The organism is Nocardia sp. NPDC004123, from assembly GCF_053603795.1.
The window spans coordinates 234,740-248,579 of sequence record NZ_JBSGGG010000010.1 but is presented as its reverse complement, the minus strand read 5'-3'; the positions used below and the strand labels follow the sequence as shown (position 1 = coordinate 248,579).

Genomic DNA, 13,840 nt, shown 5'->3' with positions numbered 1-13,840 from the left:
ATCAGGCGACCGGGTCGCGGCCGCGCAGCCAGCCCAGCAGTCCGCGTTTGCTGCCGTTGTGCTCGATGGGCGCCTCCGGCACGACCTCCACCACCATCGGCGCCTCGCCCCTGGGGAACAGCGAGAAGCCGCACACCTCGATCTCGTCGGCGGTCAGCGCCTGCTCGGGATCCCGGCCGCGATACCGGAAGCCGAGCCACTGCTGATTGGCGGCGTCGGCGAAGTCCGGCGGGTCGAAGGGCAGTAGCTGCGGGTCGGGCAGTTCGCCGGGCGCGAGGTGGATGGGATGGTCACCCGCCCAGTAGGGCCGCTCCCACACCCGCGGCATGCCCTCGTCCTCGAGGATATTGACCCGGGTCGCGCTGAAGGAGCGGCGGAATTCGCCGCGTTCCCAGTGCGCGAACGCGCCCCAGCCCAGGGACAGGTCGTAGGAGATCAGGTAGGTCTGCTCTGAGGCGAGCGGACGGACCAGCAGCTCCGGCAGTCTGGTCGGGCGCGCCAACGCGGCCTGGGTGGAGCAGACGACCGTGACGCCGGGATAGCAACCGATATAGACGGATTCGCGATCCGGCCCCGCCCACACCTTCATGGTGCCCGAGGCGGCGGGCACCACATCACGGTCCGGGTTGAGCTGTTTGGCGAGTGCGAAGGCGGCGTCCGGGTCGGGTCCCGGGTGCGCACGCAGCACGGCCACCGGATCGGGGGCGTCGACATACCACAGGGAATAGACCGTTGATGGCACCGACGTCACCTCCCCTCAGTCACTGCACACAGGCTGGCTACTTTGGAGCAAACATTCGGCGGCCGATCACTGGCATCGACGTGGATCGACCCGGCGCTGACCGCCGACTCAATGAATCTACCCCCGCGAGGGCCGAAATATCGCCGTTGCGAACCTTGTTTCGCGGCGCGGCGCGGCGCAGAGCGGACGGCCCGCGGATTCAGCAACCCACTAGCATCCGAGAAGTTCGAGCGGCCTACCCGGCAGGACTCAGTGACCGGAGGACCGCACGCCTAGGAGTACATCCTCCCAGGACGGCATCGGCGCCTTGCCACCCCGCTTGCGCCCCGCCTCCCCGGGCTTGCGATTCGGCTTCTGCGCGTTGGCCTTCGCGGCCGGCTGCGCCGGGGCGGGAACCGGTTCCGCGGGCTCGGCGGCAGCCGGGGCCGGAGCGGGTGCCGGGGCAGCCGGGAGCGCCGGAGCGGGCTGCTCCTTCGCCGCCGGAGCGGGGGCCGGCGCCGGGGCGGCGGCGGTGGTCACCGGCACGGTGCCGTCGCCGACCGCGGCGCGCTGCTCGAAGTAGTCGTCCACGTTCTGCTGCTTGGCGACTCGCGCCGGCGCGGACTCGTAGTCGGGGGTCCGCTCCTCGCGCGGTGCGGGCGCGGGCGCCGGCACCTCGTCCACCACCGGGTCGGTCTGGTCCGGCAGGATGGTCGCCAGGCCGCGCAGCGCCCGGCCGAAATCGGGATCGATCAGGTCCGAGGCCGGATCATCGAGCGGCACCACCGAGCCGCCGTGCGCGTCCGGCTGGTAGCGCCAGTGCGCGGCGATCACGGAACGGCCCGCCTGCCACTGCAATTGGGCCACCCAGTAGCCCTTCTCGTCCTTCCAGGCATCCCATTCGGCGACCTCGATATTGTGGCCGCGCTCGGCGAAGGCGGCCGACACGATCTCGATGAGGGTCTCCACGGCGGGACCGTCGTTGCGGACCGGGTGTGCCTTCTGCGCCAGCTCGGCGGCCCGGGCGCGTTCCAGCAGAACGGGATACGCGAAACGCTCCACCCGCGACAGCGGCATACCCGATTCTTCGGTGACCTGCTCCACCGACGCGCCGGCACGGATGCGGGCCTGGATATCGCGAGGACGCATCGTGGCTTCCGTTTCGATCTCGATTTGGCCGAATCGGGCAAGATCTCCGCGGGCCGCGGCGCGCAGTTTATCGTCGGCGGCGAGCCGGTACTTCTGGCCGCTCTCGGTATCGATGCACACGATGTGCGTGGAATCGGGCGTCAATCCGATTACTCGAAGTTCACGCACCGTTACCTCCTGTTCGCTGCGCAACTCACAGCTATAGCTAGGCTCGCGACACCGCCCACGTTCTGGAACAGTAGTGCACTTCTGAGAATCATGGGGCAAGACACGCGGCGCGGAAATCTGTTCCCAGACTTCCGCGCCGCATTAGTGTGATCGATTCGCCTCAGCGGCGAAACCGGTTTCATGATCTCCCGAAGAGCGTGAGAGAACCGTGAACCGATGTCGTTGTTACTGCTCAGGCCAGCTTTTCGACGACCCAGTCGACGCAGCGGGTCAGCTGCGAGACATCGTCGGGGTCGATGGCCGGGAACATGCCGATGCGCAGCTGGTTACGGCCCAGCTTCCGGTACGGCTCGGTGTCCACGATTCCATTGGCGCGCAGCACCTTCGCCACCTGCGCGGCGTCCACGGTGTCGGCGAAGTCGATGGTGCCGACGACCTGCGAGCGCAGCGCCGGGTTCTGCACGAACGGCGTTGCGTACGCGCTGGTCTCGGCCCACGAGTACAGGCGCGAGGACGAGTCGGCGGTGCGCTTCACGGCCCAGTCCAGGCCGCCGTTGCCATTCAGCCACTCGATCTGGTTGGCGAACAGCAACAGGGTGGCAAGCGCCGGGGTGTTGTAGGTCTGGTCCTTGGTGGAGTTGTCGATCGCGATCGGCAGCGAGAGGAATTCGGGGGTCCAGCGACCCGAGTTCTTGATTTCCTCCACCCGCTCGAGCGCCTTGGGGCTCATGAGCGCGATCCACAGGCCGCCGTCGGAGGCGAAGCACTTCTGCGGGGCGAAGTAGTAGACGTCGGTGTCGGCGATGTTCACCGGCAGACCGCCCGCGCCGGAGGTGGCGTCGATGGCGACCAGCGCGTGCTCGGAGCCGGCCGGGCGTGACACCGGGATGGCGACACCGGTGGAGGTCTCGTTGTGGGCCCAGCCGATCAGGTCCGCCGACGGGTCGGAGGTCGGCTCGGGAGCGTCGCCCGGCTCCGACTTCACCACGATCGGGTCACCGATGAACGGGTTGCCCTTGGCGACGGAGGCGAACTTCGAGGAGAACTCGCCATTGCTCAGGTGCAGCGACTTCTCGCGGATCAGGCCGAAGGCGGCGGCGTCCCAGAACGCGGTGGTGCCACCGTTGCCCAGCACGACCTCGTAACCGTCGGGCAGCGAGAACAGGTCGCGCAGACCGGAGCGCACCCGCGCCACCACGTCCTTGACCGGCTTCTGCCGATGCGAGGTACCGAACACCGAGGCGCCGGTATCCACCAGGGACTGCAGCTGCTCGGGGCGGACCTTGGAGGGGCCGCAACCGAACCGTCCGTCGGCGGGCTTGAGATCGTCGGGGATGGTCGGGAACGCAGAGGTCATGGCGACAAGGGTAGAGGTGCTATCACCCGCGCTCACGCCCGGGTCCGGTCGGAAAAACATTCCCACGAGCGGGTTCGGCAAACCTCGGGTATCGCTGTGTCGGGCACCACACAGCGATTACGGTGTACCGCCATGGACATGGCCGCACACGAGCGACCGCGCAGCGCTTCCGACCAGCCGCCCGATTCCGGACCCGGCGCGCCCCCGAATTCCGGTCGGCGGCGCCGCGGTGCGCAACTCGCGCCCGCCCCGCGCATCGGCCTGCTCGCCCGGCTGTCCTCGCAATTCGGTTCCCGCGGCCTCGCCCGCCGCGGGCTCACTCTCGACGACGCCGCGCGGCGCGAACTGCTGTTGCACGGCGTCGAGGGCGCCGCGACCGTGCTCGGTGTGCACGGCACCGCCGAGGCCGAGCCGGGACCGGAGTTCTGGGTGCGGGTCCAGCTCGAGGGCCGGCATGCCTACGAGGCGCGGGTCCGGCAACGGGTGAGCGCGGCCGATCGGCAGTGGATGCAGCCCGGCGATGTGGTCTGCTGCCGAGTCGATCCGGGCGATGACGACCGGGTGGCGCTGTATCTGCCCGCGTCCGAGGAGACCTCGCGCACCAATATCGCCAAGATCCTGGCCGATGGCCGCCGCGCCCGCGCCACCGTGCTGGCCGCGACACCGGTCGCGGCCGACTACAGCGGCAGAGACGATCCGGTGCTGCGGCTGGATCTGGAACTGCATGCCTGGGACGAGCCGGGGCCGTGGCGCGTGCGGGTGGTGCAGCCGGTCCCGCTGTCCGCCCTGGAATTGGTGGATCTGGGCCGGCATCTGAAGGTCGCCTTCTTCACCGTCGACCGCGGCGAATCCGTCGCGGTGGACTGGGCGGCCTCGCTGGCCGACTGACCGCCGGGCCCGAAAGGCTGTGACACGTGCTCGAAAGGCTATGGCAGGTGCACGAATTGGAAGCCGTTGGACTTCAGGGCCGGCAGGGCGGCGAGCATGCCCGCGCCGGTGCCCGACTTGGGGCGGTGCATGTGCGCCAGGGAGATGCCGCCGGTCTTGGCGGCCGTCATGTTGTTCTGGACCTGGGCGGCGGTCGCGGTGGCACCGAAATCGGCGTTGACCGAGAAGCCGACCGGGGTCTCGCCCAGGTCCTTCACGATCGCCACGGCCACGTCGTCGTAATGTGCGGTGCCCGCGCGGAAGAAGCGGGGCGCGTGACCGGTCAGGGCGGTGATGCGCTGGTGGTTGCCCCACACCTCGTCCACGGCCGCCTGCGGGGAGGCGGTGCCCTTGATCTCGTAGGCGGCGCGGCCGTTCACCGACAGCGGGCAGTGCGCGGTGCCGTGATTGCCGATCTCGAAGAGCGGGTTGGCGGCCAGCTGCCCGGCGCGACCGGGATTCGCGTCGATCCAGCGCTTGTTCAGAAATAAGGTGGCCGGAATCTGCTGGGCCTGCAGGAAGGCCAGCAGGTTCTCGTCGATGTCGTTGTTGCCGGGGCCGCCGCAGGCGTCGAAGGTGACCGCGAACTGCTTGCCCGTGGCATTGAACCCGGTCACGATGCCGTCGAGGTCCATGCCCCAGCCCTGCGGCTGCCGACCGGCATACTTCGCGGCCACGGCGTCGGGCGACACCGTGGCGGCGGGGAGCCGCGCCGGCGCGGTGGCCGGATCGGCCCCGGCGTGCGGATCGAGGATGCGGTCGGACGAATTGCCGTTCGCCACACCGCATCCGGCGGTGACGAGGCCTGCGGCGAGCGCCGCGCCCGCGGCGAAGAAGCCGCGCCTGGACAGTCCTGCGTCGAGCACCGGTGCAGGTTATGTGAATCCGGTCGCAGTAGCCAGAACCACGATCATGATTGTTCAAACCGTTGCGGTCCGGCAACCAACTCGCCACCGCCGTTGGTGCAGATGTAATCCATTGTTCCACTGCAGGATTCGACGCAGCAGCCCGTATACGAGCACCTCGGGACGCCGCCGCTGGTGGGCGGATCAGCAATCGCGCAGCGCTCACGGCGTGTCGGATTTCCAGTTCATCCCGAAGGCCGGATTGCTCCAGACTGTAGCCTGCCCGACCGAAACAATCCCTTTGCAAGGAAACGCATTGACATATCCGAACAACCCGTACCCGCAGCAGCAGCCCGGATACGGCTACCCGCCCGCCGATCAGCCCGCCCCGGGCTACGGCGCTCCCCAGCCCGGCTACGGTGCTCCGCAGCAGCCCGCCTACGGCGCGCCCCAACCCGGTTACGGTGCGCCCCAGCCCGCGTACGGCACGCCCCAGCCCGCGTACGGCACGCCGCAACCCGCGTACGGGGCTCCGCAGCCCGGCTATGACGCCCAGTCCCCCTACGGCGCTCCGCAGCAGCCCGCGTACGGCGCGCCTCAACCTGCTTACGGCGCAGCGCAACCCGCGTACGGTGCGCCGCAGCCCGGCTATGCTCCGTTCGGAGGGTACGGGGCACAGTATGCGAGCTGGGGCGCGCGCGTGGGCGCGTACTTGATCGACGGCGCGATCTGGGTTCTGCCCGGCACGATCCTGCGGACCATCGCGGTCACCGCCGGCACGTCCAAGGTGCAGTGCAGCGTCACGCCCGGCACCTACCACACGTCCTGCACGGGCGGTGGGATGAACGCGGTGGGAATCATCTGCCTGCTGCTCGCCTTCGTGGTCGGCCTCGCGGGCCTGCTGTTCATCAGCCACCAGGAGGGCACCACCGGCCAGACCCCGGGCAAGCGCGTGGTCGGTATCCGGTTGGTCCGCGAATCCACCGGCCAGCCGGTCGGTTTCGGTCTCGCCATCGGCCGCCGCCTGCTGCACTTCATCGACGCCCTCCCCTGCTACCTCGGCTTCCTGTGGCCCGCCTGGGACGCCAAGAAGCAGACCTTCGCCGACAAGATCGTCAGCACCATCGTCGTGAAGGGCTGAGAGCTTCCCGGGGCTGGGGGGTGACCCGGGGACGGATGTGAAAAACGGTGGCCCGCAGCGATTCTCGCTGCGGGCCACCGTCGTGTTCGAACCGGATTACTTGTGCGACACCAGATCCCAGCCCGGGACGGCGTCGGGCGTGCGCGGGGCCGGGCCGGTGTAGATGGCGGCCGGGCGGACCAGCTTGCCCAGCTTCTTCTGCTCCAGGATGTGGGCACACCAGCCGGCGGTGCGGCCGCAGGTGAACATGGCGGGCATCATGTGCGCCGGGACCTCGGCGAAGTCCAGGATCACGGCGGCCCAGAACTCGACATTGGTCTCGATGGCGCGGTCGGGGCGGCGCTCGCGCAGCTCGGCCAGGGCGGCCTGCTCCAGGGCGGCGGCGACCTCGTAGCGCGGGGCGTCGAGGCGCTTGGCGGTGGCGCGCAGCACGCGGGCGCGCGGGTCCTCGGCCCGGTAGACCCGGTGGCCGAAGCCCATCAGCTTCTCCTTGCGGTCCAGGATGCCCTTGACCAGGGCCCGTGCGTCGCCGGTCTTCTCGACGGCTTCGATCATGGGCAGCACGCGGGCCGGGGCGCCGCCGTGCAGCGGGCCGGACATGGCGCCGATGGCGCCGGACAGCGAGGCCGCCACGTCGGCGCCGGTGGAGGCGATGACGCGGGCGGTGAAGGTGGAGGCGTTCATGCCGTGCTCGGCGGCCGAGACCCAGTAGGCGTCGATGGCCTCGATGTGGCGCGGGTCCGGGTCACCCTTCCAGCGGGTCATGAACCGCTCGGTAATGGTGGCCGATTCGTCGATCTTCGCCTGCGGCACGGCCGGCTGGTAGATGCCGCGCGCCGACTGGGCGACGTAGGACAGCGCCATGACCGAGGCCCGGGCGAGGTTCTCGCGGGCGGTGTCGTCGTCGATGTCGAGCAGCGGCTCGTAGCCCCAGATCGGGGCCAGCATGGCCAGGCCGGCCTGCACGTCGACGCGCACGTCGCCGGTGTGGATGGGGAGCGGGAACGGCTCGGCGGGCGGTAGGCCGCGGCCGAATTCGCCGTCGACCAGCAGGGCCCACACGTCGCCGAAGGTGACCGAGTTGCCGACGAGGTCCTCGATGTCGACGCCGCGGTACCGGAGGGCGCCGCCGTCCTTGTCGGGTTCGGCGATATCGGTGGTGAAGGCCACCACTCCCTCGAGACCGCTCACGAAGCCGTCGGGGACGACCGAGCTTGGTACCGCAGCGCTGGCAGTCATGTTGTGACTCTCCTTGCAAAGTCGGGCGCCCGATCTTTGGGCAGCCACGCCGATCAACTGGAGCTTAACCCCCGCATTACTCCGGAGTAACGTCTGCCCCATGGTTGACCAGGAGAAATTCGCCACGCCCGACGTCGACATGGCTGCCCTGCGGGTCGAGTACGGAGTCGATCAGGGCGACAACCATCCGGGCCCGGAAACCGACCTCGACGAGACCTGGCTGTCCGACGGCTGGGAGCCGTTGCTGCGCAACTGGATCGAGGACGCGACCAGCGCGGGCATGACCGATTCGAACTCGATGGTGCTGAGCACCGTCGAGATCACCGAAACCGGTCCGCGGCCCGCGTCGCGAACTGTCCTGTGCAAGGGGCTTTCTCCCGAAGGTGTGACTTTTTACACGAATTACGAATCGTTCAAGGGCCGCCAGCTGACCCGAACCCCGTACGCCTCGGCCACTTTCGTGTGGCCCGCCATGGGCCGGCAGGTCACCGTGCGCGGGCCGGTGCGGCGGGTCCCGGCCGAAGCCACCGAGCTGTACTGGCAGTCCCGTCCGCGCGGTTCCCGGCTGGGCGCGTGGGCCTCGGAGCAGTCGCGGCCCATCGCCTCCCGCGCCGAGCTGGACCGGCAGATGGATGCGACGGCCGCCCGGTTCGCCGAGGTCGGCGACATCCCGGTGCCGCCGTTCTGGGGCGGCTTCCAGATTCAGCCGGAGACGGTGGAGTTCTGGCAGGGCCGCCGCAGCCGCATGCACAACCGCATCCGGGTCACCGTCGAACCGGGCAATACCGACGTGTCGGTCATGAAAGTCGAACGCCTGCAACCCTGACCGACTCTCGTCGGCCCGAAAGAGTTGGATATCTCACGTTCAAATGATGGGATGATCGGCCCAAAATGCCTTCCCAACCGCTCGTCGGCGTCGCTAGGTTGGGCCGGTGAAGCTGCTCGCCGACATAACTCCATTACGGAATCCCGACTACCGGAGGCTCTGGACCACCGGCATCGTCACCGTGATCGGCGCACAGCTGTCCGTCGTAGCCGTCCCCAAGCAGCTCTACGACATCACCCACAGCTCTTCGTATGTCGGCCTGGCCGGGCTGTTCGGCCTCATCCCGCTGATCGTCTTCGGCCTCTGGGGCGGCGCGCTCGCCGACGCCATGGACCGCCGCAAGATGCTGCTCGTCACCAGTGCGGGCACCGGCCTGACCTCGCTGGCCTTCTGGGCGCAGGCCGCCGCCGGGCTGAACAGTGCCTGGCTGGTCCTGATCCTGTTCTCGGTGCAGCAGGCGTTCTTCGCCATGAACCAGCCCGCGCGCAGCGCCATCTACCCGCGGCTGCTGCCGCCCGAGCAGCTGCCCGCGGCCAATTCGCTGAGCATGACGGTCATGCAGTTCGGCGCCATCGCCGGTCCGGTGCTGGCGGGCATGCTGATTCCGTTCGCGGGCCTGGCCACGCTGTACCTGATCGACTCCATCGCGCTGCTGGCCACGCTGTGGGCCACCTGGAAGCTGCCGCCCATCCCGCCGCACGGCGAGACCCGGCGCGCGGGCCTGCGCGAGGTGTTCGACGGTTTCGCCTACCTGGCCACCCAGCGCATCCTGCTGGCCTCGTTCGCGGTCGACGTGGTGGCCATGGTGTTCGGCATGCCGCGCGCCCTGTTCCCGCAGATCGCCCAGGACAGCTTCGGCGACACCGCTTCCGGCGGAACGGCACTGGGCCTGCTGTTCGCGGCCATGTCGGTGGGCGCGGTGCTGGGCGGGGTGTTCTCCGGGTGGCTGTCGCGGGTGCGGCGGCAGGGTCTGGCCGTGGTGGTCTGCATCGTGCTGTGGGGGCTGGGCATGGTCGGGTTCGGCCTGGCCGTGGGCCTGGTCGGGCACGGGCTGAGCGTGACGCTCGCACTCTGGATCGCGCTGGCCTGCCTGGCTTTCGGCGGCGCGGTGGACATGTTCTCCGCGGCCCTGCGCACTACCATGCTGCAGTCGGTGGCGACCGACGAGATGCGCGGACGACTGCAAGGGGTCTTCATCGTCGTCGTGGCAGGTGGACCGCGCATCGGTGATGTTGCGCACGGTTTCGCGGCCGCGGCGGTGGGTACCGCCACGGCTGCGGCCGGTGGTGGCGTCCTGGTCGTGATCGGCATGATGATCGCGGCCGTGGCGTTTCCGGCGTTCGTCCGATACCGGGTGGCACGCGCGTATTCGGAGGTGCAGCTCGCGTGATGTCACGGGGTTCATGCTCATAGCACATGACCGCCGCTCTCCTCACCTGCGAACGATGTGACTGTGAGGTAGCAAAGAGCCACCCTCATTGGTCGGGCGTAGTGGACAGCGGCTAGCGTTGACTCGAGCGCATCGCACGCCGACCGTGTCCGATGCCTACGGTTACAAGCCTGAGAGGGATCCTTCCGTGCCCGCTGAGAACATCATCAACGTCGACGACGACGCCAAGCCGGTACTGCAATACCCGGGCGGCGAGTACCCGATGACCGTCGCCAAGGCTGTCGAGGGCAATGACGGAATCGACCTGGGCAAGCTGCTCGCCAGCACCGGGTACGTCACCTATGACCCCGGTTTCATGAACACCGCCTCGACCAAGTCGGCCATCACCTATATCGACGGCGAGGCTGGCATCCTGCGCTACCGCGGGTACCCGATCGAGCAGCTGGCCGGTAAGTCGACCTTCATCGAGGTCAGCTACCTGCTGATCTACGGCGAGCTGCCGACCCAGGCCCAGCTCGACGACTTCACCGACCGGATCCGCCGGCACACCCTGCTGCACGAGGACCTGAAGCGGTTCTTCGACGGCTTCCCGCGCAACGCGCACCCGATGCCGGTGCTGTCCTCCGCGGTCAACGCGCTGTCGGCCTACTACCAGGACTCGCTGGACCCGCGCGACCCCGAGCAGGTCGAGCTGTCCACCATCCGACTGCTCGCCAAGCTGCCGACCATCGCGGCCTACGCGTACAAGAAGTCGGTCGGCCAGCCGTTCCTGTACCCGGACAACTCGCTGTCGCTGGTGGAGAACTTCCTGCGGATGACCTTCGGCTTCCCGGCCGAGCCCTACGAGGTCGACCCGGAGATCGCCGCGGCGCTGGACATGCTGCTCATCCTGCACGCCGACCACGAGCAGAACTGCTCGACTTCGACTGTGCGCCTGGTGGGTTCGTCCGACGCCAACCTGTTCACCTCCGTCTCCGGCGGCATCAACGCGCTGTGGGGCCCGCTGCACGGCGGCGCCAACCAGGCCGTGCTGGAGATGCTGGACGACATCAAGGCCAGCGGCGGCGACGTCAAGGAGTTCGTCCGCAAGGTCAAGAACAAGGAAGACGGCGTGAAGCTCATGGGCTTCGGGCACCGCGTCTACCGCAACTACGACCCGCGCGCCACCCTGGTCAAGCAGGTCGCGGACAACATCCTGGCCAAGATCGGCGGCGACGACCAGCTGCTCGACATCGCCAAGTCCCTCGAAGAGGCCGCCCTCACCGATGAGTACTTCATCGAGCGCCGCCTGTACCCGAACGTCGACTTCTACACCGGCGTCATCTACCGGGCCATGGGCTTCCCGACCCGCATGTTCACCGTGCTCTTCGCCATGGGCCGTCTGCCGGGCTGGATCGCCCACTGGCGCGAAATGCACAGCGAGCCGCTGAAGATCGGCCGTCCGCGCCAGATCTATACCGGCTACGGCGAGCGCGACTACATGCAGATCAACGGTCGCTGACCCGACGGGCCCTGTGCCCGAAGGGTTTTCGGCGAACCCCGCCGCAACGCATCGTTGCGGCGGGGTTTTTCGTTCACAAGGTCTTGTTGAGAATCTCGCTGGGGTGCGACGGCAATCTTGTTCCCGTGAGATGGAAACGATCTCAGCTCCGGTGCCACCTGCCGCGGCGGGGGCGGCAGGTGACACCGGAGAAAATCGGGTGCGCGGCCCGGTAATACGTGGGATGTTCGGGGTATGGCATCGACGAATGGCATTACCGTGCGTTCGGCGCGAGCGGACGAGCGGGCGGAGATCATCCGGCTCTCGGAGATCTGCTTCGGGATGCGGGTCGGCCCGGCCGATCTGGAATACGGCGGCGACGTCTTTCCGATCGAGCGGGCCCTGGTGGCCGTGGACGGCGATCGCATCGTCGGGCACACCAACGACCGCACCATGACCGTCACCGTGCCCGGCGCGCGCACCGTGCAGGCCTGCGGCGTCAGCAGCGTCGTGGTGGCGCCCACCCATCGGCGGCGCGGCATTCTGCGGGCGCTCTACACCGAGCAGCATCGGCGCGCCGAGGCCGAGGGCATACCGCTCACCATCTTCACCGCCAGCGAGGGCACCATCTACGGCCGCTTCGGCTACGGCCCGTCCATTGTCGAGAACGAGATCTCCGTGCGCGGGCGCACCGCCGAATTCCGTTCCACCACACCGGATCCCGGAGGGGTGCAGGTCGCCGACCGGGAAGAGGCGAAGCTCCGGTTGCCCGCGATCTACGACCGCTGGCGGCGGCTGGTCCCGGGCGCGCAGGCCCGGCCCGCAGCCCGCTGGCAGCAGCGGTTCTTCGCCGACGCGGTACAGAGCGAGGAGAGCTCACCGCAGTTCTTCCTGATCCATCCGGACGGCTACGCCATCCTGCGGCGCGCCTGGCACGAGGACAAGAACACCGCCACGGTCCGCGAGCTGCGGGCTGTCACAGCGGAAGCCCATGTCGCGCTGTGGCGGGTGCTGCTGAGCCTGGATCTGGTGGACACGGTCGAGGCGACGCTGAGCGATAACGATCCACTCCCCTACCTGGTCACGAATCCGCGTCTGGTGCGCGTCACCGGCCGCCACGACGCGCTGTGGACCCGGGTGATGGACGTCCCAGCCGCTCTCACCGCCCGCACCTACCAGCGGGATCTGGATATCGTGCTGTCCGTGCACGATCCGTTCCGTGACGCGGGCGGCAGCTTCGCGCTGCGGGTGCGCGACGGCATCGCCGAGTGCGCACCGACCGGCCGCACCCCGGATCTGGAACTCGGCATCGAGGTACTCGGCAGCCTCTACTTCGGCGCGTACCGGGCCCGGGTCTTCGCGGCCGCCAACCGGATCCAGGCCAAGGACGCGGCCGTGCTCCGCGCATTCGACGAGGCGTTCGCCGCCGAATGCGACGCCGAGCTCGGCTGGTTCTTCTGAGTCGGCAGACGAAAACGGCTGCCGGATCCGGCACGGCGTTGGAACCGGGGTATTTCTTTGCTAGAAATGCGCTCTAGATTCTTTCCATGCCAGAAAAATGTGTAGAGCTGCATAAGCCGAGATAGCTCGTCATTAACAGTTGTCAATGATTCAACCCACCTTTTGGGGCATTTCACCCGATTCGGGCGAGGGGCACCCCTGGCGAGTTCAGGGTTTTCCCGGTGGTGGGTGAGCACCGGACGCTGGCATGCTGGGATACGTGAAACCCATCCAGTTGATACTCAACGTCCTGTGGCTCGTGCTGGTCGGATTCTGGATGGCCATCGGCTATGTCATCGCCGGGCTGATCTGCTGCGTGCTGATCGTGACCATCCCGTGGGGCGTCGCGTCCTTCCGCATCGCCAACTTCGTGCTCTGGCCCTTCGGCCGGGAAGCGGTGGAGAAGCCGAGCGCGGGCGTGGGCTCCATGCTCGGCAACATCATCTGGATCATCGTGGCGGGCTGGTGGCTGGCGCTGGGCCACCTGATGACCAGCATCGCCCTCGCCGTCACCATCATCGGGATCCCGTTCGCCTGGGCCAATCTCAAGCTGATCCCGATCTCCCTGTTCCCCCTGGGCCGCGAAATCGTCGACAGCGACCGGCGTTTCGGCTACTGAATCACTCGGATTCGTCGACGATCTGCTTCATGATCCCGACCGCCTCGGCGAGCACGCCGACCTGGGCGGGGGACAGCCGGGACAGCTGATCGGTCATCCAGGCCTCGCGGGCCTGGTTCTCGTCGGCGATCAGGGCGCGCCCGGCGTCGGACAGCGACACGATGATCTGCCGCCCGTCGGTGGGGTGCGGATTGCGTTCCACCAGATCCATTTCCGACAGCGAGGCGATGACCCGGGTCATCGACGGCGGCTGCACCCGCTCCTTGGCGGCCAGCGTGCCCGGCGTCATGGCGCCCTCCCGATTCAGCGTGGCGAGCGCGGACAGCTGGGTCAGCGAAATCTGGGCATCGGCCCGCCGGCCTCGCAGATGCCGAGTCAAGCGCACCACCGCCAGCGAAAGTTCACCGGCGAGCGCTCGAATGTCGGAAGGCGTTGTCACAGAGGCAAACGATACGGGACCGCCCGCGCGGGAGTCGGC

At 68.3% G+C, this 13,840-nt stretch carries 13 protein-coding genes; 7 read left to right on the top strand and 6 right to left on the bottom strand.

The window, feature by feature from the left end:
- Position 1: 1 nt before the first annotated feature.
- The 3 genes from ACWEQQ_RS16880 to serC all read right to left on the bottom strand — a co-directional run bounded on the left by ACWEQQ_RS16880 (position 2) and on the right by serC (position 3,395).
- Positions 2-742, bottom strand: coding sequence for a DUF6928 family protein (locus ACWEQQ_RS16880; RefSeq protein ID WP_452348812.1), 741 nt, complete (start codon positions 740-742; stop codon positions 2-4).
- A gap of 249 nt (positions 743-991) precedes the next feature.
- Entirely contained in the window at positions 992-2,038 is a 1,047-nt protein-coding gene (gene sepH / locus ACWEQQ_RS16875) for a septation protein SepH (protein WP_452348811.1), read from the bottom strand.
- Positions 2,039-2,270: 232 nt separating this feature from the next.
- On the bottom strand, positions 2,271-3,395 hold the full coding sequence (gene serC, locus ACWEQQ_RS16870) for a phosphoserine transaminase (RefSeq protein ID WP_354830837.1): 1,125 nt from the start codon (positions 3,393-3,395) through the stop codon (positions 2,271-2,273).
- Between the two features lie 132 nt (positions 3,396-3,527).
- On the opposite strand from serC, the gene ACWEQQ_RS16865 reads away from it, so the two are divergent.
- On the top strand, positions 3,528-4,283 hold the full coding sequence (locus ACWEQQ_RS16865) for a hypothetical protein (RefSeq protein WP_452348810.1): 756 nt from the start codon (positions 3,528-3,530) through the stop codon (positions 4,281-4,283).
- A 38-nt stretch (positions 4,284-4,321) separates the two neighbouring features.
- Here ACWEQQ_RS16865 and ACWEQQ_RS16860 read toward each other — a convergent pair whose 3' ends face one another.
- Complete coding sequence (locus ACWEQQ_RS16860) at positions 4,322-5,188, bottom strand: polysaccharide deacetylase family protein (RefSeq protein ID WP_452338128.1); 867 nt, start codon at positions 5,186-5,188, stop codon at positions 4,322-4,324.
- A gap of 295 nt (positions 5,189-5,483) precedes the next feature.
- On the opposite strand from ACWEQQ_RS16860, the gene ACWEQQ_RS16855 reads away from it, so the two are divergent.
- A complete protein-coding gene (locus ACWEQQ_RS16855) occupies positions 5,484-6,308 on the top strand; it encodes an RDD family protein (protein WP_452348809.1) in 825 nt (274 codons plus the stop codon).
- 96 nt (positions 6,309-6,404) lie between these two features.
- Here ACWEQQ_RS16855 and ACWEQQ_RS16850 read toward each other — a convergent pair whose 3' ends face one another.
- Positions 6,405-7,547, bottom strand: a complete 1,143-nt coding sequence (locus ACWEQQ_RS16850) for a citrate synthase 2 (RefSeq protein WP_452338130.1) — start codon at positions 7,545-7,547, stop codon at positions 6,405-6,407.
- Positions 7,548-7,647: 100 nt separating this feature from the next.
- Here ACWEQQ_RS16850 and pdxH point away from each other — a divergent pair, with 100 nt between their 5' ends.
- The 5 genes from pdxH (at position 7,648) to ACWEQQ_RS16825 (ending at position 13,362) form a co-directional block, all read left to right on the top strand.
- Positions 7,648-8,373 carry a pyridoxamine 5'-phosphate oxidase gene (gene pdxH / locus ACWEQQ_RS16845; protein WP_452338131.1) on the top strand — a complete coding sequence of 242 codons (726 nt, stop codon included), beginning with the start codon at positions 7,648-7,650 and terminating at the stop codon, positions 8,371-8,373.
- A gap of 106 nt (positions 8,374-8,479) precedes the next feature.
- Positions 8,480-9,763: an MFS transporter gene (locus ACWEQQ_RS16840; protein WP_452348808.1), complete on the top strand. Its 1,284-nt coding sequence runs from the start codon at positions 8,480-8,482 to the stop codon at positions 9,761-9,763.
- Positions 9,764-9,950: 187 nt separating this feature from the next.
- Positions 9,951-11,264, top strand: coding sequence for a citrate synthase (locus ACWEQQ_RS16835; protein ID WP_452338132.1), 1,314 nt, complete (start codon positions 9,951-9,953; stop codon positions 11,262-11,264).
- A gap of 234 nt (positions 11,265-11,498) precedes the next feature.
- Complete coding sequence (locus ACWEQQ_RS16830; protein WP_452348807.1) at positions 11,499-12,704, top strand: GNAT family N-acetyltransferase; 1,206 nt, start codon at positions 11,499-11,501, stop codon at positions 12,702-12,704.
- Between the two features lie 268 nt (positions 12,705-12,972).
- Positions 12,973-13,362, top strand: coding sequence for a YccF domain-containing protein (locus tag ACWEQQ_RS16825; protein ID WP_356999267.1), 390 nt, complete (start codon positions 12,973-12,975; stop codon positions 13,360-13,362).
- A 1-nt stretch (position 13,363) separates the two neighbouring features.
- On the opposite strand, the gene ACWEQQ_RS16820 is transcribed toward ACWEQQ_RS16825, so the two are convergent.
- Positions 13,364-13,801, bottom strand: coding sequence for a MarR family winged helix-turn-helix transcriptional regulator (locus tag ACWEQQ_RS16820; protein WP_354830859.1), 438 nt, complete (start codon positions 13,799-13,801; stop codon positions 13,364-13,366).
- Positions 13,802-13,840 lie beyond the last annotated feature (39 nt).